Origin of the sequence: Thiocystis minor, assembly GCF_016653465.1 — a bacterium.
GTDB classification, from domain to species: domain Bacteria; phylum Pseudomonadota; class Gammaproteobacteria; order Chromatiales; family Chromatiaceae; genus Chromatium; species Chromatium minus.
This window is the reverse complement of sequence record NZ_NHSQ01000057.1, coordinates 1-24977: the sequence shown is the minus strand read 5'-3', so window position 1 is coordinate 24977 and position 24977 is coordinate 1. Positions and strand designations below refer to the sequence as shown.

Here is a 24977-nt window from a genome sequence, read left to right as displayed (position 1 = left end):
GGCTCCATTAGCCGCGCCCCCGGAAGCTCTCGATCAGTTCGATCATCTGCTCGCGGCGGAAGGGCTTGGTGACAAAGCCGTCCGCGCCGGCCTCGCGCGCCCGCTGCTCGTCGATCTGCTGAGTGGCGGCGGTAAAGATGATGATCGGCGTATCCTTGGTGTTGCTGTTGCGCTTGAGGGTGCGACAGATATCGTAGCCTGAAATGCCGGGGATCCAGGCGTCCAACAGCACCAAATCCGGCTTGCGGCTGATCGCCTCCCGGATGGCGGTCGCGCTGGTCAGGGCGCTGAGAATCGTATAGCGCTCTTCGAGCAGATCGCGCGTGAACGTGATCACATCCGCCTCGTCATCGACCACCAGGATGGAAAGACGCTGGTCCTCGGGCAGATCGATCTGGGGCTCCTCCGGTTGCTCGAAATGAATGACCTTGAACGCGGGCGCACTCTCGTCCGCTGTGCGCACGCGCAGCGGCCTGACGACGGAGTCGTCGCTGAGCGGCGTCTGATCCGCGGCGATCGGCAGGATCACATGGAAGGTGCTGCCCTGGCCGTATTCGCTCTCCACCCGGATCTCGCCCTCGTGGGCCTGCACGATGCCCTGGACGATGGAGAGCCCAAGACCGGTGCCGCCCGCCATGAACTCGTTCTTGCCGGTGCGGTGCTTGGTGATATCGCCGAGCGTCGAGAACCGCTTGAAGAGTTTCCCGAGATCCTCTTGGCGAATCCCGATGCCGTTATCGGTCACCTCCAGATGCACCTGCCCGTCCCGCGCCTGGACACCGATCTTGATTTGCCCCCCATCGGGGGTGTATTTCACCGCATTCCCCAGCAGGTTGATCACCACTTGGGACAGACGATCCAGATCGCCGTTGACCAGCGGCAGGTCCTCAGCGAGTTCCAGGGTCAGCGTGTGGCCGCGACTGTCGAGATAGGGCTGCTGTTCGTCGGCAATCTCCCGGACGATCCGGCTCAACGAAACCGGCATGCGTTCCAGCACCAGTTTGTTCTCCTCGATACGCGAAATGTCGAGCAGTTCGGCGACGATGCGGGCCAGCCGGGTCGCGTTGCGCGAGACCGTATCCAGCATCTTGCGCTGGTCCGCCGAAATCTCACCGCCTTTCCCCTCGCGAATCAGGTCCACATAACCCTGGATCGCAATCAGTGGGGTGCGCAGCTCGTGCGAGGCCATCGAGATGAATTTCGACTTGAGCTGGTCGAGTTCCAGCAATTCCAGGTTGGCGGTCTCGATCTCGTCGATCTTGGTCTGCAAATCGTTCGCCATCTGATTGAAGGTCGCCGCCAGATCCTCGATCTCGTCGCCGGAATGCAGTTGGATCCGATGACCGAGATCTCCCGCGCCGACCCGCCGCGAACCCTCGGCCAACGTATGGATCGGTCGCGAAATACTGCGCGCGAAAATCAGCGCGACCGGGATCAAGGCCAGCACGATCCCAAAGAGCAGCCACAAAAAGGTCTCGACCAGCGACTGCGCGCGCGCGTTCAGCATGGCGGCGGTGCGCTCGCGGCTCTGCTCGATCTTCTGATTGGTGAGCAGCGCTGGCGCGATCACCTCCCGCACGGGCACCGCGATGGCGACGCTCCAGCCCGTGACCGGGATCGGGTGATAGGCGAGAAAATACTCCTCGCCGGTCTTGGAATCGGTATAGGTGGTCAGTTCGTGCGCGCCCTGCCCCATGGCCGCGACAATCCGCTGAAAGGCCGGATCGCGCACCTTGCTCAACTGATGGGCAAAGGCCTCGTTGCGCTTGAATTCGCCCTCGAAACTCCCCTGGAATTCGAGGAACTCGGACGCCCGTTCCGGGAACGCGATGGCCTGACCCGTGCCCGACATCAGAAAGGCGAAACCGCTCTGCTCGACCTGGAGGCTTAGGATGCCCTTGACGATCTGATCGAGCGTGATATCGATGCCGGTGACGGCGACCACTCGATCCCCGCGATAGACCGGCGCGATGCTGGAGACCATCCAGCCCAGACCCGCCGGATCCCAGTAGAGTTCGGTCCACGCGGGGCCGCGATCCGGGTTGTGCTCGGCGTCGGCCAGATAATAGAAATCGAAGGCGGTGACATCCGGGGCCTGACTGAATTGTTTGGGACCGTCGACCCATTTGAATTCGCCGTTGACGAACGGCATGCCGCGCGACAACTGTCCGGCGGTGTTGATGTACATCTGGACCGCGTAGGGGTTGGTGGCGGCGATGCTGTTAAAGAGGATATCCATATATTCGGTCAGTTGGATTTCTTTCAGCGTCTCCTTGCTGACCCGCCCCTTCTCATCGACTTCGTTGCCGAAGACTGCAAGCCAGGAATTGCGGTTTTCCTGTCGGCTGCCGAAGGATTTGTGTTCCGGCGCGGGCTCGTAGGTACTCGGCAAGGCGTAGCGCTTCAGGGTCTCGGCATGGTTGTAGAGATAGGTTCCTAAATCGGCCAGCTTCACCGTATCGCCCTGCACCTGCTTCAGAATTTCGTTCACATCGCCGGCATGGCGTTCGGTGAGGGCCAGCAAGCGGGTTTTGAGTTCGGCGGACAGGGCCGCGCTGCTGTCGGACATCGCCAGCTCGGCGACTTCGCGGTTGGCCTCCGAGGCAATCTGGCTGATGCTGAGGGTACTGCGATAACCGACCCAGCCGACGATCAACAGCGGAACGAGCGCGGTTAGGATCAAGATGATCAGTAGCTTGCTTGTGATACGAACTTTCATGCCAAATTGCGCCTGCGGTGAAGTGCATGGTTTCGAGCAATCTCAGCCGAACGGCGACCGGCAGTGATCGATCATCACGGTTCGGAAACAACCTGAACGGCAGGCTCGGCGCTCATCGGTCCAACGGGGAGCAAGGCCGGGAAGATTCGTTTTTTGCACTTTGACCCCGCATACCGATCACTAATCATACCATTCGTTCGCGCCAAAGCGCCGATACACCGTCCAATGCTGCTCGCCCCGCGTCCCTTGCAAGCGGTCGACATCGGGGCGGAATTCGCGCGAGAAAACGCCGATAAGATTATAATGCTCCGGAATATTTGGAGATTCGCATGGCACAGGCAACACGTTACGGTCAATTGACGTTCAGCGATTACGTTGAGCGCGCGCTGCGCGAGGGCGCCATGTGGACCCTGATGTGCGTGGCGATTTATCTGACGATCTCGCTGATGAGTTATTCGCCAGCGGATCCCGGCTGGTCCTACGTGAGCGAGACCAGTCAGGCGACCAACGCCGGCGGCCGCGCCGGCGCCTGGTTTGCGGATGCCGCACTGACTCTATTCGGTTTTCTCGCCTACCTGCTCCCCTTTATGGTGGCATGGAGCGCTTGGCTGGTGTTCCGCGGACGCGGCGAGGAACCGACCCTGCGCGCCTGGCTGCTCTCGCTGCGCTGGGTCGGCTTCCTGTTTACCATCGCCGCGGGTTGCGGTCTTGCCTCGATGCACGTTCAAGCCTTCGGACTCCAACTCCCCACGAGCGCGGGCGGCGAAAGTGGCGAAGGCGCCGCGGGCGGATGGCTCGGCAGGCAGGTCAGCAGTTGGATGCTGGATGCCTTCAATGCTCCCGGCGCGGATCTGCTGTTAGTCGGCGCCTTGCTTGTCAGCGCGACCCTGTTTTCCGGGATCTCCTGGCTGGGGCTGCTCGACAACATCGGGGCAGTGGTGCTCCAGGGCGCGCGTTCGGTTTGGACGGTGCTTGGAGGTGCCACCGCCCACCTGTCCTTCGCCCGTCGAACGGGCGCCGCCGAGACGGACGACGCCGGTCACGGCTTGCCCAGTGAATTGAACCTGATCGACCCTCCATCATCGAAAGCTCTGTTGCACGAGTTGACGCATGCGCAACCCGTCATCCGCGCTCGGCAACCGTCCGCGCGATTGCCGCGGAGTGTGCAAAATGCCATGGTCGAGCCGGAGGAGATGGAGACCGATTCGCCAACCGAGACGGATGAAACGAGGGACATCGCGGATCCGATCCGCATGCAAAAGCCCGTGCTCCGAGATGCGCCGCCGGTGAAAAAGATCCTAAAAATGCTTGCAAAGTCAGAACCGCGGATCGCGCCGGCGCTCAATGCCCTTCGATCCGATCAAGCGCCTTTAGGAGAGCAGGCCCGCCCGCCGCTGGATCTGCTGGATGCCCCGCGCAAGACCGGACGCGGCTACTCCGAGGAACAGATCGAGGATCTCTCGCGCCAGGTGGAATCCAATCTGGCGGATTTCGGGGTCGAGGTCAGGGTCGTCGCCGTCTATCCCGGCCCCGTGGTCACACTCTTCGAGCTGCAACTGGCCCCCGGTATCAAGGCCAGCAAGATCACCGGACTGGCGCGGGATCTGGCGCGCGCGCTCTCCACCATCAGCGTGCGCGTGGTCGAGATCATTCCGGGCAAATCGGTGATCGGGATCGAAATCCCCAACAAAGAGCGCGAAACCGTTTTCCTGCGCGAAATCTTCGCCTCCGCGATCTACCAGGAGGCAGCCTCGCCACTGACCCTGGGCATGGGCACCAACATCTCCGGACTGCCCGTGGTGGTCGATCTGGCGCGCATGCCGCATGCGCTGATCGCGGGCACCACCGGTTCCGGCAAGTCGGTTGCCATCAATGCCATGATCCTCAGCCTGCTCTACAAGGCCGGGCCGGAGGACGTGCGACTCATCATGGTCGACCCAAAAATGCTGGAACTCTCGGTCTACGAGGGCATTCCGCATCTGCTGACGCCCGTCGTCACCGACATGAAGGAGGCCGCCAACGCGCTGCGCTGGTGTGTCGGCGAGATGGAACGCCGCTACCGGCTGATGGCCAAGCTCGGGGTGCGCAACATCGGCGGCTATAATCGCCAGGTCGCCGACGCCGAGGCCGCCGGAGAACCGATTCCGGATCCGATCCTCGGCGCCGATTTCGACCTGGAGTCCGGCGTCGCGGTGCCCACGCTCGGCCATCTGCCCTATATCGTGGTCATCATCGACGAACTCGCCGACATGATGATGGTCGTCGGCAAGAAGGTCGAGGAGCTAATCGCGCGTCTGGCGCAGAAGGCACGCGCATCGGGCATCCATCTGCTGCTCGCCACCCAGCGCCCCTCGGTGGATGTGCTGACCGGCCTGATCAAGGCCAACATCCCCACCCGCATCGCTTTCCAGGTCTCCTCGCGGATCGACTCGCGCACGGTGCTTGACCAGATGGGCGCGGAGCAATTGCTCGGCCATGGCGACATGCTCTATCTGCCGCCAGGCGGCAATATCCCGCAGCGCGTGCATGGCGCCTTCGTCGACGATCACGAGGTCCATCACGTCGTGGACTTTCTCAAGCAGCAATATGGCCCGCCGAGCTATATCGACGATGTCTTGCGAGAACCCTCCGAATCGCTGCCGGGCATCGACCCCGAACCGCGCGGCGAGACCGAGGATACCGATCCGCTGTTCGACGAAGCGGTCCAGATCGTGGTGGAGAGCCGCCGCGCCTCCATCTCGGGGGTCCAGCGCCGGCTCAAGATTGGTTATAACCGCGCCGCCCGCATGATCGAGGAAATGGAGCGCATCGGTATCGTCGGCGCGGCCGAAACCAACGGTAACCGCGAGGTTCTGGCCCCGCCTCCGGTCGGGGATTAACCGCCCTGAGACCGCCGACATGTTGTCGGCGGTCTCGCGGTCTCCCCCACTCCGAAACCAATCACACCTTTAAAGACGACGAACGCAACACCAGGAAGTCCGACCATGTTCCCCACCGCCAACCCTCCGACGCCCGGTTCAATCACCCATCGCGCGCTCGAACCGCACTGGCAACCCTGGCTCGCCGCCCTCATCCTGTTCTGGCTTGTCGGCGCGGCCAGCGCCGATGGAGCGAATCGGGTCGACGCCTACCTCTCCAGCCTGAACAGTCTCCGGGCGGATTTCGAGCAATACACCTTCAACGCCGACCGTACCCAGATGATGGAGGCTCGCGGAACGCTCTATCTCCAGCGCCCAGGCCGTTTCCGCTGGGAGTACGCCACCCCCACGAAGCAGGTCATCATCGCCGATGGCAAGCGCGTCTATCTCCATGACCTGGATTTGAAACAGGTCTCGCATCAGAGTCAGGACAAGGCGCTGCGCGGGACACCGGCGCTTCTGCTCGCCAATCCAGGGCCGATCGAGCAGCATTTCGAGGCGCGATCGATCGAGAGCACGGATGGCCGCGACTGGGTGGAATTGATTCCAAAGGATCAGGAAACCGACGTCGTGCGGATCGAGATCGGCTTCGGCAAGGACACGCTCGACAGTCTCATCATGCAGGACAGCTTCGGCCAGGAGACTCGGCTCAATTTCACCGGGGCGCAGCGGAATGCCAATCTCAAAGCCGATCTCTTCAAGATTGATCAGCGTGACGTGGACGACTTCCTACAGATTGATTGACACCCATGATGACCGGATCCGAGGACGCGCCGCTCGCGGATCGCCTGCGTCCTGTCACCCTGGAGGAATTCGTCGGACAGGCGCACCTTCTCGCCCCCGGCAAACCCCTGCGTCGTTCCATCGAGTCCAGCCGGCTGCATTCCATGGTTCTCTGGGGACCGCCGGGTACCGGTAAAACCACGCTGGCGCGCCTGATCGCGCGTCAATCGGGCGCCCATTTCCTGAACCTGTCGGCGGTGCTGGCCGGCGTCAAGGAAATCCGCGAGGCGGTCGCCGAGGCACAGCGCATGCGTCGGCTGGAGCAGCGCGGCACGCTGCTGTTCATCGACGAGGTCCATCGCTTCAACAAGGGTCAGCAGGACGCCTTTCTGCCTCATGTCGAAAACGGCACCCTGACCTTCATCGGCGCAACCACCGAAAACCCTTCCTTCTCGCTCAACAACGCGCTGCTGTCGCGGGCGCGGGTCTATGTCCTCAAGGCGCTGACGGTCGATGACATCCGACGGGTGTTGATGCGCGCGCTCGCCGACCCGACCCACGGGTTTGGCGAACAAAACCTGATTCTGCCGGACGAGGCCGCTCGACTCCTGGCCCAAACCGCGGATGGCGACGCCCGCCGCGCCTTGAATCTGCTGGAACTGGCGGTCCAGTTGACGACCGGCAAAACCATCGAGATCGCAACCGTCGCCGAGGTCATCGCCGATCCGGTGCGACGTTTCGACAAGGGCGGAGATATCTTTTACGATCAAATCTCGGCCCTGCATAAATCGGTACGCGGTTCAGCCCCGGACGCCGCGCTTTACTGGCTGGCGCGGATGATCGATGGCGGTTGCGATCCGCTCTACCTCGCCCGCCGTGTCGCGCGCATGGCCAGCGAGGATATCGGAAACGCCGATCCGCGCGCGCTCGATCTCGCCATGAACGCCTGGGATGCACTGGAACGGCTCGGCTCCCCCGAGGGCGAATTGGCGCTGGCCCAGGCGGTCATCTATCTGGCCTGTGCCGCCAAGAGCAATGCGGTCTATACGGCATGGAAAGCGGCACTAATGGATGCGCGCACCTCCGGTTCGCTTGACGTTCCGGTCCATCTGCGCAACGCGCCCACTAAACTGCTGAAGGAACTCGGTCACGGTCGCGCTTATCGCTACGCCCACGACGAGCCAGAGGCTTACGCCGCCGGCGAGGTCTATTTCCCCGAGGAATTGGGCGAACGCCGCTACTATGAACCGGTGGATCGGGGTCTGGAGATTCGCATTCGCGAGAAGCTGGAGCGACTCCGGACGCTCGATCAGGCGGCGGGGCGAGGTTCAAGGTGATTTCCGAGAAACTTCACCCCGTTGACGCCTGAGACGGATGGATGGGCGGCTTTGACTCACAAATCGCCCGATCTCAGCGGCCCCATTTGGGACCACCGTGACGCGTCGGTCCTCCCGAAGAGGTCGGGTGCCCGATCTTTGGTCCGAACTTGCGCGGCCGCGGCCGTTCCGGCACGCTCAGTCCGGCCAGCGCCATCAGGGCGGTCTGCTCTTCCTCGGTCAGAGGACGCCAGTTGCCGGTAAAGAGACGCCGTCCCAGTTCGATATTGCCGTAACGGATGCGGATCAGCCGGCTGACGGTACAGCCAGCCGCTTCCCACAACCGGCGCACCTCGCGGTTGCGACCCTCGCGCAGCACCACATTAAACCAATGGTTCGCGCCCGTTCCGCCCTGATCGGTGACAGCGTCGAACCGGGCTGGACCGTCCTCCAACTCGATGCCGGTGGTCAGACGCTCCAGGGTACCGTCAGGTATCTCGCCGAGGATACGCGCCGCGTATTCGCGCTCGATCTCGCGTGACGGGTGCATCAAACGGTTGGCAAGTTCGCCGTCGTTGGTGAACAGAATCAGGCCGGAGGTGTTGATATCCAGTCGGCCCACGGCGATCCAGCGCCCCTCCTTCGGTCTGGGCAGACGCCGAAAGACGGTCGGTCGCTCCTCCGGGTCGCGCCGGGTCACCAGTTCGCCCTCGGGTTTGTGATAGGCAATGATCTGAGGGATGGTCTCGCGCTGGCGCTTGAGCTTCACCTCCCGGCTATCGATGCGGATACGGTCCGCGCTGGTCGCGCGATCGCCAAGCTTGGCCAGGGTGCCGTTCACCCGGACCCGACCTTCCGTGATCCAGCACTCGATCTCGCGGCGCGAGCCCAAGCCGGCCTCGGCCAGCAACTTTTGAAGTCGCACCGCCTCCTCGGTGGAGGGATACCGCGGCGGACGTCGGTCGTTTTTCATAAAAAATCACACTCGCGCGGCGTCCCCCACAGCTCAGGAGGGGGAGGCACCGCGTCCTCATTGATGAGTTATCTTACAGAAATGCTGAAACCAAGGCCGGAACGGGAATTCATGCCGAATCGAAAATGCATCCTAACATGTCGAAAATCCGAAGGACGCGGATCTGTGCATCAGACATACGCCTAGTGCAACTGAGCGAAAGTCCCCAGACCGTCTCAGGTCGTTGTCGTTGTCGTTGTCGATTATTCGCCATGTCGAGACCGCGATTACGACAACGACAACGACAACGACAACGAGGAGGCCCCGGTCTCGGAACTTGAGCAGCGAAGCACTAGATCTCTGCACGGGGCGTTGCAAGCGTCGCAGGGGTCTCGGAGTGCGCGATCGCCGACTCGATCAGCAGCAGAAAATCCTGCTCGTCGCGCACCCCCGCGACATCCACCGAGGAGACCGTGTAGCCATGGGGTCGGGCGATCGCCTCGTAGCGGGGTACCCGCGAGTGGAACAGGCGCGGAAAGACCCAGCGCGTGAAGGCGTCGGGTTCGATTTCGGCGACATAGTCCAGCGCATGCTCGGCCAGATAATCCTTAAGTGCGGCGCGCAAAAAATCGGGTCGATAATAGAGCGGCTTGGGATCGGCCTGAGCACGCTGAATCAGCTTGATTTCGTCCGCCTCCGGCACGCGGATATAGAAAATCAGGCTGTGTCGGGCGAGCAGATCGATGACGCGCGGTTCGTCGAGTTCGCACAGACTCCCGCCGACATCGTTGACCAGATGCGGATAGCAGTAAATCTCGCGCGCCTTGCGCACGAAATCCGGCACATCGAGCATGGCCGCGATCTCGGCCTCGCGATAGAGCGCCTGACGCCGGCTGAATTCCGCCAGCGGCAAACCGCCCAGTTCGGGATTGCCGAGCTTGCCGATGAAGCTCAGGACCGGCCCCAGATCGTGAATCTTGATGATGTTGCGGATGGTGATCCAATCGCGGCGCAGCAGATCGCGCAGGAAGGGATCGCGCATCGCCCGCGCCTTGATCAGATCCAGGATCGGTTCGTCCAGATAGCGGGTGCCGATGCGATAGTCGCCCGAGTAATGGAACCAGTCGCTGTTGCGCAGCATCGCCGAGAGATAGGTCTTGCCGACCCCGGACATGCCGAGCAGGGTCACGCATTTATGCTTCCAGGCGCGGAATTCGTCGACCGTGAACTTCAAGGATTAAGACTCCAGCAAAGGGCGAGACGTCAGTCGTCGAGGGTTTCGATGGTAATGCAGTGCGCGCACCGCTGGCTACCGGCCCGTTAAACGCGCGGCGGGACCGACCGATGAAAAACGAGGCTCGTCCGCCAAGGCGGGTCGGGAATCCGCAGACGGGTGCGGCTGGCATGGGGAACCTCGAACAGAAAGAAGGCGTCCTCGGACATCCGCAGCACCTCGGCCGCCAGGATCCGGATGACTCCGCCATGGGTGACGAGCAGGCTGTGCGGATCGGGCTCGCTCCGCAGGGCGCGCCAGCCGTCCAGGACGCGCGCTCGAAACGCCGTGAAGGTCTCGGCGTCCGGCGGCGTGTAGCCGACCGGATCGGCCCAGAAGTCATGGAGCGCCTCGGCGGGAATCTGGTCCACGGCGAGCCCTTCCCAGGCGCCGAATCCGCGCTCCCGGAACGCCAAACGCGCCTCGATCGGCAACCCCAAACCGTCGGCCAGCTCGCGCGCGAACTCGACGCAGCGACGCGACGGCGAACTGAGGATACGCGTCCAGCCGGTGAGATCCGACGTGGCGAGCCGCATCTGCTCCCAGCCGAGCGGGCTCAGCGGATCGTCCCGATCGCCGCGAAAACGCGTGCCGCCCTGGACCTCGCCATGGCGCAATAGATCCAGGAAACGCTCGGCCACGATCTCAGACCTCGCTCACCCCAGCCTCCGCGAAGGTGGCCATCCGCTGGTGGACGACGCAGGCGAGCCGCAACAGGGGAACCATGGTCTCCGCCCCGGTCGCCTCGCCGAGCCGCAGCCCCAGGTCGAGATAGGGATCGGCGCCCAGCGCTTCCATCATGTGGCGGTGACCCGGCTCGGCCGAGCGGTGCGCGAAAAGCATCCAGTCGCGTACACCAGGGTTGAGTCGCACGGCGACAAGCGCGGCCGAACTCATGATGAAGCCGTCCACCAGGATCGGCAGCCCCCGCTGGGCGGCGGCGATATAGGCGCCGGCGCTGGCCGCGATGTCGAAGCCGCCAAGCCGGCGCAGCAGTTCGAGCGTTGCGCGGCCGGGTGCGGCATGCAGCGCCAGGGCCTTGGCGACCACGGCCGCCTTGCGCGAGACGCCGCCGGCATCGAGTCCGGTCCCAGGGCCGGCGAGCGCGGCCGGCTCCAGACCCAGCAGTGCGCAGGCGAGCGCGGTGGCCGGGGTGGTGTTGCCGATGCCCATCTCGCCGCAGACGAGAAGTCTGGCCCCGTTGGCGAGCGCGCGCTCGACTGCGGCGCGCCCGAGAGCGAGCGCCGCCGCGAGTTGTTCCTCGGTCATCGCCGGTTCGCGCGCGATGTTTCCGCTGCCCGCCCCGAGACGCTCCGACCGCACCCCCTCGATCGGACCGGGGTCGGTCACGACCCCCAGATCGAAGATCTCCATCCGGGCACCGACCGCCTCCGCCATGACCGAAACGGCCGCACCGCCGCGAGCGATGTTGTGGAGCATCTGGACGCTGACCACCTGCGGAAAAAGCGAGATGCCCTCCGCGGCTACGCCATGATCCGAGACGAACTGGAGGATCTGGACCGGGTCGGGCGAGGGCGTCGCCGTGCCCTGCATCCCGCAGAGCCGGATGGCCATCTCCTCCAGACGCCCGAGCGACCCCCTGGGCTTGGTGAGCTGATCCTGGCGGCAATGGGCCGCCTCGGCGGCGGCCAGATCGATCGGCGGGCAGGGATTCTGGATCCAGCCAACACTGTTATTCATCGTGACATTCCCGTGAGTGGATGGCCGCTAGAGTGCTTGAGGGCGCCAAATGCTTGCAGATGAGTCAATGTTGTCGTTGTTGTCGTTGTTGTCGTTGTCGTAATCGACAATCCGACAACGACAACGACAACGACAACGACAACGGTCACTGTGCAGCTTGCTCAAGCGATGATCATGATGGCAACAGGAGTCGATCGGACGCCATCGTCAATCCGAGAACGACCGCGAATAGACAGCAGAGGGCAATCAAGGTCAACGCGCGACGCAAATCCGCGGCCCCGAGACCGGCTGGCCAGTTCGGATCGCCCATGAAGACCTCGCGATTGATCAACTGGCCGTCGCGCCAGACCGGACCCAGCAGTCGGACCCGCAGCGCGCCCGCACAGGCGGCCTCGCTCCAGCCGGAATTGGGACTCGGGAGCAACCGGCGATAGCGCCAGGGCGAGCGGAGGGCGAGCCAGGGGTGCAAACGCAGGAGAGCGGCCGAGACGGCGATCAGCAAGACCGAGATCCGCGCCGGCAGCCAATGCACCAGATCGTCGCTGCGCGCGCCCGCCCAGCCGAAACGCTCGTAGCGCGCGTTCCGGTAGCCAACCATGGAGTCCAGCGTCGAAACCGCCTTGACCAGAATCAGCCCCGGAAGTCCGAACAGACAGAGCGCCCAGAGCGGCGTCAGCACCGCGTCGGTCAGATTCTCCGACAGGCTTTCGATGGTGGCGCGGACGATCCCGTCGCGTTTTAGCGGCTCGGTATCCCGTCCGACCAGCATCTTCATGTGCTCGCGCGCGGCCGGAAGATCCTCAAGATCTCTCAGGACACGCCAGCCCTGCTCCACCAAGCCACGCAGGCACAGCAGGCTATAGGCGATGTAAAGATCCCAAAGGAACGCCAGCCAGGGGTGGACGAGGCCAAGCCCGGCGCGGATCCCGAACCAGACGCCCAGCGCGCCCGCCACCGTCAGCAACCAGTGCAGCACGCCGCCCAGCCGCCCGTTGAGCCCAACAGCGAAGAACAGGCGCTCGCCGGCCAGGATCAGGTCTCCGACCAGGCGGATGGGGTGCCAGCGATAGACCGGATCGCCCAGGGCGACGTCGAGCAGGCAGGCGGCGAGGATGAGCGCCAGGTGCTCGGTCATGACCACTTGCTCACAGCCATTTGCGCTCGAACCCCTTCACGACCGCCAGCGCCGCCAGTCGACCGGGCGGCAGATCCTGACGCGCTTGCAGCAGGGCACGAAAATGACCGAAATGCTCGGGCGTCACGGCCACCGCCGCCGCGAGCAGGGCCGCCTGATTCAGGATCGCCTCGCGGGCGGCCTCGGCATGCAGCACCCCCGTGCGCGTCAGGTCCAGGATCTCGGCGAGTCCATAGGCCGCCGCCGCGCTCAGGGGATCATGGACAAGGGCGAGCAGGTTGCGCTCGAAACAGTTGGCATCCGCGGCATCCAGCTCGCCATGCGCCAGCTCCAGCAGGGTCGGTTCGTCGCAGCCATGGCGCCCCAGTGCCCCGCAGAGCGTGCGCCGCAGCTCGGCGCAGACGCCGTTTTGCAGCAGCAGACAACGAGTCACCGCCTCATGGGTCGCCCGTCCCAGGAGTTCGCCCAGGGTATTGTGGCTCCCGGCCCAGTGCCGCTCCCAGTCGTCCGCGCGCGCCAGCGGCGCGGCGATGGCGAGTTGATCGGTCCCGGTACCGGTCGCCAGCCTCCCCGATTGCAGACTCGGCATGCGCAGGTCCAGCACGGCGGCGCTCTTGCCCTCGGTGACCAGGGTCGCGGCCCGTACCAGACAGGCCGGGGTGCAAGGCTGGTTGACGAAGACCAGGGTCACGATGGTCCCCGCGCCCGCCTCCGGGGGCGCGATCGCGGCGGCGGCCTGGACCGGACAATCCTGGCCGTCCTCGCCTCCCAGCGGGCGACTGCCATCCCGGTGCTCGTGCAAGCCCGCCGGATCGCCGGCGCGGGTCGCGTTGCCGAGCACGCCGGCGGTCGCCGCCACCGAGACCGACAGATCCGCGTGATCCGCGCGCGCCAGCACCGCGCACTGCATATTGGCCGCGGTCGCCATGAGCGCGGTCGAGGCGGGCGGGAGCTGGCCGGCCGCGCAGGCGGCCCGGTGATAGGCATCGAGCCCGGAACCCAGGTCATGGCCTTTCCGCACGACATGGGCGACGCCCTCGCCGCTCTGGTGGTTGGCGATGTGGGTGAGATCCTCGCGCAGCCCGCCGTTGATCCGGCAGGTACTGAGCACGCGATGCGGCCGCCTCAGCTCGGCGGTCAGATAGCGCCCGTGGCGACTGAGGAGATAGCGGTCGGTCTCCTCAAGTCGCATCGGTCTCTCGCTCGTCGCTGGCTGAACCGGCCTCCCGCGCCGGACGGAAACGGCGCGGAAAGGCCGCGTCGTAGAGCTTCGAGGATTGGCCGGCGGCGCGTGATCGGGCGCCCAGGGCCGGGCTGACCAGGATCAGCGCCTGCCGCTCGACCCCGGCGTCGCGGCAGCGCCCGGCGATGTCCTCCAGCGTGCCGCGCAGAACCAGTTCCTCGTCGGGCCAGGTCGCCTTGTGCACGACCACGACCGGGGCCGTGCGCGCCCAGCCGGCCGCGATCAGATGCTCGACCACGGCCGCGATGCGCTCGATCGAGAGAAAGATGCACAGGGTGCAGCCATGCGCGGCCAGCGCGGTCAGGGACTCGTCCTCCGGCATCCGGGTGCGCTCGGATAGCCGGGTGAAGATGACGGTTTGGGTGATCTCGGGCAGGGTCAGGCACTCGCCCGCCGCGGCGGCGGAGGCCATGGCGGAGGAGACCCCGGAGACGATCCCGACCGGGATGCCGGCGGCATCGAGCGGACGCGCCAGCTCGGCGAGGACGCCGTAGAGGGTCGGATCGCCGGTCTGGAGCCGTACCACCGTCGCGTGCCGTTGGGCGCGCTCCAACAGCCATGCCGTGACCTGTTCCAGGTCCATCGATTTGGAATCGGCGATCTCGCAGTCCTTACCCGCCCATTGCAGCACGGTCTCCGCCACCAGCGAACCGGTATAGAGGATCGCCCCGGCCTCGGCCAGCAGCCGCGCGCCGCGCACCGTGATCAGATCCGGGGCACCCGGCCCCGCGCCGACGAACCAGACCTTACCCATTAGGCAGGTTCCGTACCGGTGCCTGCCAGCCGAGGTTCGGGAAGCAGCAATTCTCAGTATGGCCTGATGAAGCGAAAAACCCAGACGAATCATGTGAACAGTGAAGGATTTCCCGTTCGTCCTGAGGCTCTCGAAGGGCGAATGGGAAATCCGGGGCTCGGCGCGTGAAGCCGTTCATGGTTCGAGGGCCTCACCACGAACGGCTTCAGGGACATCGCGAGCGACTTCAGGGACACCACTGCTCGTACAGTGACGTTCAAACTGAGAATTGCTGCTCGGGAAGCGGGAGGGTTGCATGGCGGATCATCCTCATCTAAGGTTTCGCGGATTCAATCGAGCATTCTTCTTGTCAGCCTCGCCCCTTGTCAAATCTCTCTCGGCGATTCCTGGTTTGGCGCAATCCACCACCGTAGGAGCCCGCTTGCGGGCGATCTTGCCCGGTCTGTCGCCTGCAAGCGGGCTTCTGCCGACCCAACCGGACGTGCTGGTCATCGGCGGCGGCGCGGCGGCCCTCTGCGCGGCCATCGCCGCGCGGCGCGCCGGGGCCTCGGTGCTGCTGCTGGAGGAGGCGCCCCGCTGGCTGCGCGGCGGCAACACCCGGCATTCGCGCAACCTGCGGGTCATGCACGAATCGCCCTCGCCGCTCTCCGTCGGTGTCTATCCAGACGCGGAGTTCGCGTCCGATCTCCAGCGCGCGACCGGTGGCACGACCGACCCCGCCCTGGCCCGGCGCTTGATCCAGGGCTCGGCGGAGATCGCGGACTGGCTCGCCGGCGCCGGCGTGCTGTTTCAGCCGACCGCGAGCGGGGTGCTGCCGCCCTCGCGCAAAACCGCCTTCCTGCTCGGCGGCGGCACGGCCATGGTCAACGCGCTCTACGCGACGGCCGAGCGGCTCGGGGTTCTGATCCGCTACGGCGGCGCGGTACGCGACCCGCGCATCGGCCAGGGACACCTGGACCGGATCCACTGCCAACAGGGGTCGGACACCAGGACGCTCCAACCGCGCACCGTGATCGTCTGCTGCGGCGGCTCCCAGGCCAATCGGGACTGGCTGCGCGACCAGTGGGGCGATGCCGCCGACGGCTTCATCAATCGCGGCACGCCCTTCGCGACCGGGGAGGTCTTGCACGCCCTGCTGCGTCAGGGCGCCCTGCCGGTCGGCGATCCGCGCGGCGCCTATCTGGTCGCCGTGGACGCGCGCTCGCCAAACGACGACGGCGGGATCGTCACGCGGGTGCGCTGCATGCCGGCCGGGATCGTGGTGGATGCCAGCGGGCGGCGCATCCACGACGAGGGCGGCGATACCGCCTCCACGCGCTACGCGCTCTGGGGCCAGCGACTGGCCGCCTGTCCGGGACAGATCGCCTATCTGATCCTCGACGCGCGGGGTCTGCGGGAGGCGCCGCCGTCGCTCTATCCGCCGCTCGCGGCCGAGAACATCGCCGGGCTCGCGACCAGACTGGAGATCCCGGCGGCGGCGCTCGCGGAGACTGTCGCCCGCTACAACGCCGCCGTCCGACCGCCGGTGGCGGGCGCGGACGACAGCGACTGGCGCACGGACGGGCTGGAACCGCCAAAATCGCGCCACGCGCGCCCGCTGATCGAGCCGCCCTTCGGCGCCTGGCCCATGCGTCCGGGCATCACCTTCACCTATTTCGGCATCGCCGTGGACGCCGACACGCGCGTGCGGCTGCGCGACGGCGGGACCGTCGAGAACCTCTTCGCCGCAGGCATGATCATGGCCCCCAACCTCATCGGACGCGGCTATGTGTCGGGTCTGGCCCTGACCATCGGCTGCGTCTTCGGGCGCATCGCCGGCGCGGAGGCGGCGCGTCATGCCCGTGGATGAATCGCTCGCCGAGGCGCGCCGCGTGCTCGGGATCTGCAACGTCTGCGGCTATTGCAACGGCTTCTGCGATCTCTTCGAGTCGGCGAAACGCCGCCCCGCGCTGACCGACACCGATCTCGCCCACCTGGCGAACCTCTGTCACGGCTGCCGCAACTGTCTCTATGCCTGCCAGTACGCCCCGCCGCATGTCTTCGCCGTCAATGTCCCGCGCGCGCTGGCCCGGACGCGCCAGCGCAATGATGCCGAGTACGCCTGGCCGCGAGCCTGGTCCGGTCTGCTCGCCCAGGAGCCGCGGATCGCCCTGCTCGTCACCGGCGGCGCCATTGGGCTGCTGCTCGGAATCGTGCTGATCGGCGTCCCCCCGGAAACGCTCTTCGCCGCCCACGCGGGCGCCGGGGCCTTCTACCGCATCCTGCCCTGGTGGGTCATGGTGCTGATCGGCGTCCTCCCGCTCGGCTGGTCGCTGCTGGCCATCGGGACGGGTCTGCGCCGCTACTGGCGCGCCACCGGGGCGCCGGAGCCGATCACGGCGCCGGTCCTCTGGTCCGCCGTGCGCGATGTCCTGACCCTGCGCAACCAGCGCGGTGGCGGACCGGGCTGCAACGACCTCGACGACCGCCCCTCGCACTGGCGCCGCTGGCTGCATCAGACGCTGCTCCTCGGTCTGCTGCTGTGTCTCGTCGCCACCTTGACCGCCGGCCTCTACCACCATTTCCTGGGCTGGCAGGCGCCCTACCCCTGGCTCAGCCTGCCGGTTGTCTTCGGTACGCTCGGCGGCATCGCCATGACGATCGCCGCGCTGGGACTGGCCTGGCTCCAGCGGCGGGAGGATCGCACGCCGACCGACCCGGCGGCACGCGCCGCGGATCGCGCCTTCCTGGCCCAGTTGTTCCTGGTCGCGGCGACCGGCCTGGCCCTGCTCGCCTGGCGCGCCACGCCGGCCATGGGCCTCCTGCTCGCGTTCCACCTGGGCAGCGTCCTGGCGTTCTTTCTCCTGCTGCCTTACGGTAAATTCGTCCACGGCGGCTACCGCTTCCTTGCCCTGGTGAACGAAGCGATGGACCGCCGCCGTGGCGATGCGCGTGCTCGCGGTCCGTAGGAGCCCGCTTGCGGGCGACTGGCGAGGTTGAACGGCTCTATTTCGGCAAACGATCAGGTTCGGTGTTCCAATGCAGACCCAGACGAAGACTAAAATCCTCATTCTCGGCGGCACCACGGAAGGCTACGCCCTCGCCGACGCGCTCACGACGCGCGCGGATCTGCGGGTGATCAATTCGCTCGCGGGACGCACCGACCATCCCCGGCTGCCGGCGGGCGAGACACGCATCGGCGGTTTCGGCGGCGCGGCGGGCCTCGCGGACTATCTACGCGAACAGGGGATCCGCGCGGTCATCGACGCGACCCACCCTTTCGCCGCCGGCATGGGCTGGAACGCCGCCGAGGGCTGCCGCGTCGCGGCGGTGCCGCTGCTGCGGCTGGAACGTCCCGCCTGGAGCGCCGTGCCCGGCGACCGTTGGGAGTCGGTCGCGGATTGGGCGGGAGCGGTGGCGACCCTGATCGGGGGCGGGTCGCGCCGGGTGCTGCTGGCGGTCGGGCGTCAGGAACTGGCGCCCTTCGCCGGACTCGACGCGATCTGGTTCCTGATCCGCGCGGTGACGCCGCCCGATCCCCTACCGCCCTTCCCCGCCGGCGAGCTGCTGCTCGCGCGCGGACCCTTCGATCTGGGCGGCGAGCGGGCGCTCCTCGACGACCAGGCGATCGACACCATCGTCTGCAAGAACAGCGGCGGCGAGGCAACCGCCGCCAAGCTGACCGCCGCGCGCGAGCGGGGGATTCGGGTCATCATTCGCGAGCGCCCGGCGCGGCCCGCGCTGCCGACGGCGACGACGGTCGCGGAGGCCATCGCCTGGCTGTCGCCCGCAAGCGTGCCCCTACCGTAGGAGCCCGCTTGCAGGCGACTGGCGGACGAGCGTCCGCCTATAACCATCGCGCATCCCAATGCGGATAATCCCGAACCGAGGACACCAATCCCGAAGAGGCGGCTTTGCACGCGCTTGCTTTACACGTCACCATTGATGGGCGAAGATCGCTCGTCGAAGCATGAAGCCATGGGGATGTCGGAGGATGTCATTGAACGAGGCGGATACCTGTCGGGTCTATGTGACCCCCAGGCTCAGGGAGGCGGGATGGGAGCAGCATCCTCATTCCATGACCGAGCAGCAGACCTTCACCGACGGACGGATCGAGATCCAGGGAAATATCGCCCGTCGTTTGGATCGAAAGCGGGCTGACTACTTCTACTTTGTTACCTTCAAAAAATCTTTAAGTGTTTAAATTTTATGATAATAAACAAAAATACACATAAACAATAGGGTTCTAGTGGCGCGTTGAGCGCCTATAATCACCCATAAACCGCCAACATCTATCTTCAATAGGGGCATAGTAAATGAAGATTTATTGCGCCTAATAAAAAATAACTTAAAATTCATTAATTTATGCGACAGTCAAAGTTAACAAAGTAGAACTACCTGCTTCGCTTTATCCGCGATTTCCTGATCGCGGTGGTCGAGGCCAAACCGGAATCCGATCCGCCCGGCACAGGCTTGCAGCAATCGAAGGATTACGCCGAGATCCTCGGCCTCAAGTTCGCCTATGCCACCAACGGTCACTGGATCATCGAGTTCGATTATCTGACCGGGCGGGAAACTGAGCTGACCGCTTTTCCGACACCCGCCGAACTGTTCGCCAGATTGCAGGCCGGACTGGGGATCGAGCCGCGTCTCGCGGACAAGCTCTTGGCCCCCTATCACCATGTCGCCGGCTACGTCCCTCGCTATTACCAAGAGATCGCCATCAACCGAACGGTACAGGCGATCCTGCAAGGCAAGCGGCGCATTCTGCTGACCATGGCGACGGGCACCGGCAAAACGGTGGTGTCCTTCCAGATCTGCTGGAAGCTCTGGAACGCCCGCTGGAATCGGGAGGGCGCGCACCGCAAGCCCCGCATCCTCTTTCTCGCCGACCGCAACGTCCTGATCGACGACCCCAAGGACAAGACCTTTGCCCCCTTCGGCGATGCCCGCCACAAGATCGAGGGCGAGGTCATCAAGAGCCGCGAGATCTATTTCGCCATCTACCAGGCCATCGCGATGGATGCTCGCCGACCCGGTCTGTACCGTGGTTATCCAAGGGATTTCTTCGATCTGGTCATCGTCGACGAGTGTCATCGCGGCAGTGCCCGCGCTGACAGCAACTGGCGCGAGATCCTCGACTACTTCGCGCCAGCCTATCAGCTCGGCATGACGGCCACCCCGCTGCGCGAGGACAACCGCGATACCTACGACTACTTCGGCAATCCGCTCTACACCTACAGTCTGCGTCAGGGCATCCAGGACGGTTTCCTGGCCCCTTATCGCGTGCATCGGATCGTGACCCAGGCGGATGCCATGGGCTGGCGCCCGAGCAAGGGCGAGGTCGACCGTTACGGCCGCGCGATCCCGGACGAGGAATATCAGACCAAGGACTTCGAGCGGATCATCGCCCTGCGCGCGCGCACCGATGCCATCGCCCGCCATCTTACCGACTTCATGCGGCGCACCGACCGCTTCGCCAAGACCATCGTCTTCTGTGTCGATCAGGAGCACGCCGACGCGATGCGACGCGCCCTGAACAATCTCAACACCGATTTGGTCCAGAAATACCCGGACTACGTCGCCCGCGTCACCTCGGAAGAAGGCAAGCTCGGCAAGGGTCATCTGAGCCGCTTTCAGGAGCTTGAAACCACCAGTCCGGTCATCCTCACCACCTCCCAGCTACTCACGACGGGCGTGGACGCGCCCACCTGCAAGAACGTTGTCCTGGCCCGTGTCGTCAACTCCATGACCGAGTTCAAACAGATCATCGGTCGCGGCACCCGGATGCGCGAGGACTACGGCAAGACCTGGTTCAACATCCTAGACTACACTGGCTCGGCGACCCGCAACTTCGCCGATCCGGACTTCGACGGCTTTCCCGATCTCGAAGAGGAGATCACCATCGATGGCATTGGATGCGAGATCAAGGAGGAGACGCTCATCACGACGACGGGCGACGACATGCATGTCGATGACCGGGAGGGTGAAGAGCCAGAAACGATCGACATCGACCCGGATGAGCCCGAGGAACTTCCGCCACCCCCGCCTCCGCCACCCCCGCCGCCACCGCCTCGGAAGTTCTACGTGGATGGCGGCCAGATCGAGATCATCGCCCACATCGTCTACGAACTGGATGCCGAGGGTAACCAACTGCGCGCGGTGCAGTTCACCGACTACACCGCCGACAAGATCCGCACCCTCTTCACCTCGGCCGATGAGTTACAGGACCGCTGGGCCGACCCCGTGCAGCGGGAGGAAATCATCCTGGCGCTGGAAGAGCGCGGGATCACCTTCACGGAGTTGACGGACGTCACGGGTCGATCCGACGCCGACCCGCTCGACCTGCTCTGTCATCTCGCCTTCGAGTCGCCCTTGCGGACCCGCAAGGAGCGCGCCCAGCATTTGCGCAAGGCGCATCCCGACCTCTTCGACCAGTACGGCCCCGAGGCGCGTCAAATCCTCGCTGCCTTGCTCGACAAGTACAGTGATTTCGGCCCAAGCCAGTTCAACATCCCCGACGCACTGGGAGTTCTGCCGATCTCTAAGCACGGCAACGCCATGGAGATCGCCGGCCTGTTCGGCGGCGCTCTCCAGATGAAACAGGCGGTCGATCGAATGCAAGCCTTGCTGTATCAGCATTGAGCATGCCGCCGACTGGCCAAAGATCCCGCGACGCCCAGATGGGATCAATATCTCTGATTCCCAATTTGGGAACCGTTAACCTACAATGAAGGTCGTCGGCCGAGACAAGCTCGTCTCCTTCTGGGAGCGGCGCACCAACGCCAAGGCGGCACTGGAAGCATGGTTCGACGAGGTCTCGCGCAGCACCTGGTCCACTCCGCAGGACATCAGGAACCGGCACCGCAGCGCGGACTTTCTGGCCAACAAACGGGTCATCTTCAACATCAAGGGCAACCACTATCGCCTCGTCGTGAAGGTGCGCTACCAGCAGGGCTTGGTGGTGATCGAGTGGGTCGGAACCCATGCCGAATACAACAAGCAACGCTTCTGAGCGGGTGCAGACCATGAACCAGCCAAGAATCATCAAGACCGACGAGGCGCACCGCCAGGCGCTGGAGCGTCTGACCCACCTCATGGACCTGGACCCAGCGCCCGACACTCCCGAAGCCGAAGAGATCGATCTGCTCGCCCTGCTCATCGAGCACTACGAACAGGAGCGCTACCCGATCGATCCACCCGACCCCATCGAGGCGATTCGCTTCCGCATGGATCAGATGGGGTTCCAAAATCAGGATCTCGTGCCCTACATCGGCTCCAAGTCCAAGGTATCGGAAATCCTCAACCACAAACGCCCCCTCAGTCTCAACATGATCCGCCGGCTGAGCGAAGGGCTCGGCATCTCGGCGGATGTCCTCATTCGAGAACCCGCACCGCGTGCCGCCACCGACCGCGACAGCCGCCACTCCGATCTCATTGCAACCCGCGCCTGACCCAGACGAGCCCCCATGCCCAGACAGAAGACCGCCAGTCAAAGTCAACCCATGACCACCGCCGCGCAACTCGGCGGTATCGTCAAATCCGCCCGCCAGATCATGCGCAAGGACAAGGGGCTCTCGGGGGAGCTGGACCGCCTGCCCATCCTCACCTGGATCATGTTCCTCAAGTTTCTCGACGACCTGGAGCAGCGGCGCGAGACCGAAGCGATCCTGCGGGGCAAGCCATTTCAGCCGGCTATCGTCCCGCCCTACCGCTGGCGCGACTGGGCGACGGATGAAGGCGGCATCACCGGCGACGAATTGATCGCCTTCATCAACCTGGAGCGCGCCGTCCTGCCGAACGGTCGCGAAGGCCCCGGACTCTTCACCTATCTGCGCAACCTTCAGGGAACGAATGGCGGCGACCGCCGCGACGTGATCGCCACTGTCTTCAAGGGCCTGCAGAACCGCATGCAGAACGGCTATCTGCTGCGCGATGTCATCAACAAGGTCAACGGCATCCACTTCAACGCCTCCGACGAGATGCACACCCTGAGCCGTCTCTACGAGACCATGCTGCGCGAGATGCGCGACGCGGCGGGCGACTCGGGCGAGTTCTACACCCCGCGTCCGGTGGTGCGTTTCATGGTGGAGGTGACCGATCCCCGCTTGGGCGAGACCATCCTCGACCCCGCCTGCGGCACCGGCGGCTTTCTGGCCGAGGCCATGCGCCACCTGGAGACGCAATGCCACAGCGTCGAGGACCGCGCCACCCTACAGAACAGTACGCTCCAGGGTGGCGAGGCCAAGCCCTTGCCCTATCTGCTGGTCCAGATGAACCTGCTGCTGCACGGGCTCGAATACCCCCGGATCGACCCGCGTAACAGCCTGGACGTGAAACTGAACGAGATCGGCGACCGCGACCGGGTGGATGTCATCCTCACCAATCCGCCCTTCGGCGGCGAGGAGGAGAAGGGCATCCTTGGCGGCTTCCCCGAGGACATGCGCACCGCCGAAACCGCGCTGCTCTTCCTGCAACTCATCATGCGCAAGCTGAGGCGGCCGGGACAGGGTGCTGAGAACGGCGGACGCGCCGCCGTGGTCGTCCCCAACGGCACCCTCTTCGCTGACGGCATCGCTGCGCGGATCAAGGAGGCGCTGGTCAAGGGCTCCAACCTGCACACCATCGTGCGACTGCCCGAGGGCGTCTTCTCGCCCTATACCGACATCCCCGCCAATCTGCTCTTCTTCGACCGCTCGGGACCGACCCAGGACATCTGGTTCTACCAGATCCCCCCGCCGGAGGGACGCAAGAAGTACAGCAAGACCAAGCCCATGGACTATGCCGAATTCGAGGCGTGTCTGGCCTGGTGGGGCCAGCGCGAAGAGAACGCGCGCGCCTGGAGACTGCCGTTCGCCGAGCGGCTGACCGCCGCCCGCGAACAGGCCCAGCCCCATTGGGACGCCGCCGAGCGGGCGCGGCAGGAGGCGCTGGAGACCGAGCGGACACTGCGGGATCTGGAGAAGCGGCTCGCCATCTGGCGCGAGCGGCCGGAGCACTCGCGCGCGGAACAGGAGCGGGCCGAGCGCGAGATCCGCGACTTGAAGCATCGGCTCCCGGCTCTGCGCGCCCGGCAGAAAGAGGAGCAGGGCATCGGCGACGGGCTCTACTGGCCCCTGTTCAATCTCGACATCAAGAATCCGCATAGCCTGGAGGCGTTGGAGCATCGGTCGCCGGAGGCGTTGATTGCGGAGATGTTGGAGAAGGAGCGGCGGGTGATGGAGGTTATGAAAGAAATTGAGCAACTTCTACTAGACGAGCCTGTCTGATGGGCCATTTCAAAAATTTGCGAAGCCGCTATACAATGAAGGCCGTTTTGACTTTCGCCTCTCAGCTATTAATAAAAAGAGCCAGCTCTTTAGCGCCAGAAAAGCAGTTAAATGCATCCCATTACACACAACTCCCCGTGTGCGGGTAAAATCCGGTTTTGGCACAGTTGTTCGATGGGGTCTGCATGGGCTGGGCAGAAGACGAATTTCGCGGGATCGCTCTGGGCGACGCGCGCCGCGATCGGCGGGTGGTTCAATTGGTGGAGCGTCTGGCCGAGCGACCCACGGCGAGCATTCCGGGCGCGTGTCATGGTTGGGCGGAGACCCAGGCGGCGTCTCGCTTTCTGTCCCAGGAGACGTTCGAGTGGATGGATATCCTGGAACCGCATCGCCAATGCACGCGCGAACGCATGGCGAGCCAGCCGGTGGTGCTGTGCGTGCAGGACACCACCGAGTTGAACTTCAACGGACAGGCGATTGACGGCCTGGGTCCACTGAGCTTTGAAGCCCAGCGCGGGATGTACTTGCACCCCACGTACGCCATCACCCCCGCGCGCGAACCGCTGGGCGTGGTGGATGCCTGGATGTGGGCGCGGGAGCCGAAAGACCCCGACGGCACCCGTCCGGGGATCAAGGAGAGTGTGCGTTGGGGCGAAGGGTACGCGCGGGTCGCGGACCTGGCCGCCGAGCTGCCGCAGACCCGGCTGGTCGACCTGGCCGATCGCGAAGCCGATCTGCTTGACCTCATGCGAGGCGCGCGCGATTTGGGCAACCCCGCCGACTGGCTGCTGCGTGCCAAGCACAACCGCGCCCTGCCCGACGGCGATCGCTTGTGGGACCGGGTGCTGGCGAGCGAACCGTTGGGCGAGATCCGCTTCGTCCTGCCGGCGGGGCGCGGACGGGCGGCGCGCGAGGTCCATCAACGGCTTTACGCGCAACGGGTGACCCTCCCGGACGGACGCCGCGGGACGCTGGAGGCGACCTGCGTGATCGCC

20 protein-coding genes are annotated in these 24977 nt (G+C 64.8%); 12 read left to right on the top strand and 8 right to left on the bottom strand.

Going from position 1 to position 24977, the window contains the following annotated elements; all coding sequences use genetic code 11:
* Positions 1–7: 7 nt before the first annotated feature.
* Positions 8–2719 (bottom strand): ATP-binding protein, encoded by a 2712-nt coding sequence (locus CCR95_RS06245; RefSeq protein ID WP_201092818.1) that lies wholly within the window; start codon positions 2717–2719, stop codon positions 8–10.
* A 329-nt stretch (positions 2720–3048) separates the two neighbouring features.
* Between CCR95_RS06245 and CCR95_RS06240 the strand changes: the two genes are divergently transcribed.
* From CCR95_RS06240 to CCR95_RS06230, 3 genes are all read left to right on the top strand, one after another.
* Positions 3049–5598, top strand: a complete 2550-nt coding sequence (locus CCR95_RS06240; protein WP_201092816.1) for a DNA translocase FtsK — start codon at positions 3049–3051, stop codon at positions 5596–5598.
* Between the two features lie 105 nt (positions 5599–5703).
* Complete coding sequence (gene lolA / locus CCR95_RS06235; protein ID WP_201092814.1) at positions 5704–6381, top strand: outer membrane lipoprotein periplasmic chaperone LolA; 678 nt, start codon at positions 5704–5706, stop codon at positions 6379–6381.
* A gap of 5 nt (positions 6382–6386) precedes the next feature.
* Entirely contained in the window at positions 6387–7697 is a 1311-nt protein-coding gene (locus tag CCR95_RS06230) for a replication-associated recombination protein A (RefSeq protein WP_201092812.1), read from the top strand.
* 73 nt (positions 7698–7770) lie between these two features.
* On the opposite strand, the gene rluB is transcribed toward CCR95_RS06230, so the two are convergent.
* The 7 genes from rluB to cobM form a co-directional block, all read right to left on the bottom strand.
* Entirely contained in the window at positions 7771–8649 is an 879-nt protein-coding gene (rluB, locus tag CCR95_RS06225) for a 23S rRNA pseudouridine(2605) synthase RluB (protein WP_201092810.1), read from the bottom strand.
* A gap of 331 nt (positions 8650–8980) precedes the next feature.
* Complete coding sequence (locus tag CCR95_RS06220) at positions 8981–9862, bottom strand: ATPase (RefSeq protein WP_201092809.1); 882 nt, start codon at positions 9860–9862, stop codon at positions 8981–8983.
* An 86-nt stretch (positions 9863–9948) separates the two neighbouring features.
* Positions 9949–10542, bottom strand: coding sequence for a histidine phosphatase family protein (locus tag CCR95_RS06215; protein WP_201092807.1), 594 nt, complete (start codon positions 10540–10542; stop codon positions 9949–9951).
* A 4-nt stretch (positions 10543–10546) separates the two neighbouring features.
* The gene (gene cobT, locus CCR95_RS06210; protein WP_201092805.1) at positions 10547–11602 is read right to left on the bottom strand and encodes a nicotinate-nucleotide--dimethylbenzimidazole phosphoribosyltransferase; all 1056 of its coding nucleotides are present in this window, start codon (positions 11600–11602) and stop codon (positions 10547–10549) included.
* A gap of 172 nt (positions 11603–11774) precedes the next feature.
* The gene (cbiB, locus tag CCR95_RS06205; protein ID WP_201092804.1) at positions 11775–12737 is read right to left on the bottom strand and encodes an adenosylcobinamide-phosphate synthase CbiB; all 963 of its coding nucleotides are present in this window, start codon (positions 12735–12737) and stop codon (positions 11775–11777) included.
* Between the two features lie 10 nt (positions 12738–12747).
* Positions 12748–13929 carry an adenosylcobinamide amidohydrolase gene (locus tag CCR95_RS06200; protein ID WP_201092803.1) on the bottom strand — a complete coding sequence of 394 codons (1182 nt, stop codon included), beginning with the start codon at positions 13927–13929 and terminating at the stop codon, positions 12748–12750.
* Positions 13919–14734 (bottom strand): precorrin-4 C(11)-methyltransferase, encoded by an 816-nt coding sequence (gene cobM, locus CCR95_RS06195; RefSeq protein WP_201092802.1) that lies wholly within the window; start codon positions 14732–14734, stop codon positions 13919–13921. The genes CCR95_RS06200 and cobM overlap by 11 nt, the downstream gene beginning before the upstream one ends.
* A 421-nt stretch (positions 14735–15155) precedes the next feature.
* Here cobM and tcuA point away from each other — a divergent pair, with 421 nt between their 5' ends.
* The 9 genes from tcuA to CCR95_RS06150 form a co-directional block, all read left to right on the top strand.
* Positions 15156–16583 carry an FAD-dependent tricarballylate dehydrogenase TcuA gene (gene tcuA / locus CCR95_RS06190; RefSeq protein ID WP_201092801.1) on the top strand — a complete coding sequence of 476 codons (1428 nt, stop codon included), beginning with the start codon at positions 15156–15158 and terminating at the stop codon, positions 16581–16583.
* Positions 16570–17682, top strand: a complete 1113-nt coding sequence (tcuB, locus tag CCR95_RS06185) for a tricarballylate utilization 4Fe-4S protein TcuB (protein ID WP_201092800.1) — start codon at positions 16570–16572, stop codon at positions 17680–17682. The genes tcuA and tcuB overlap by 14 nt, the downstream gene beginning before the upstream one ends.
* Before the next feature lie 70 nt (positions 17683–17752).
* Positions 17753–18523: a cobalt-precorrin-6A reductase gene (locus tag CCR95_RS06180; RefSeq protein WP_201092799.1), complete on the top strand. Its 771-nt coding sequence runs from the start codon at positions 17753–17755 to the stop codon at positions 18521–18523.
* A gap of 184 nt (positions 18524–18707) precedes the next feature.
* Positions 18708–18917 carry a hypothetical protein gene (locus CCR95_RS06175; protein ID WP_207188533.1) on the top strand — a complete coding sequence of 70 codons (210 nt, stop codon included), beginning with the start codon at positions 18708–18710 and terminating at the stop codon, positions 18915–18917.
* A gap of 227 nt (positions 18918–19144) precedes the next feature.
* A complete protein-coding gene (gene hsdR / locus CCR95_RS06170) occupies positions 19145–21358 on the top strand; it encodes an EcoAI/FtnUII family type I restriction enzme subunit R (RefSeq protein WP_338115355.1) in 2214 nt (737 codons plus the stop codon).
* An 85-nt stretch (positions 21359–21443) separates the two neighbouring features.
* Positions 21444–21728, top strand: a complete 285-nt coding sequence (locus tag CCR95_RS06165; protein WP_201092797.1) for a type II toxin-antitoxin system HigB family toxin — start codon at positions 21444–21446, stop codon at positions 21726–21728.
* Between the two features lie 13 nt (positions 21729–21741).
* Positions 21742–22167 carry a helix-turn-helix domain-containing protein gene (locus CCR95_RS06160; protein ID WP_201092795.1) on the top strand — a complete coding sequence of 142 codons (426 nt, stop codon included), beginning with the start codon at positions 21742–21744 and terminating at the stop codon, positions 22165–22167.
* Between the two features lie 15 nt (positions 22168–22182).
* The gene (locus CCR95_RS06155) at positions 22183–23982 is read left to right on the top strand and encodes an HsdM family class I SAM-dependent methyltransferase (RefSeq protein ID WP_242523090.1); all 1800 of its coding nucleotides are present in this window, start codon (positions 22183–22185) and stop codon (positions 23980–23982) included.
* 185 nt (positions 23983–24167) lie between these two features.
* Positions 24168–24977, top strand: an 810-nt coding sequence (locus tag CCR95_RS06150; protein ID WP_201092794.1) for an IS4/Tn5 family transposase DNA-binding protein, incomplete at its 3' end; no start/stop codon positions are given.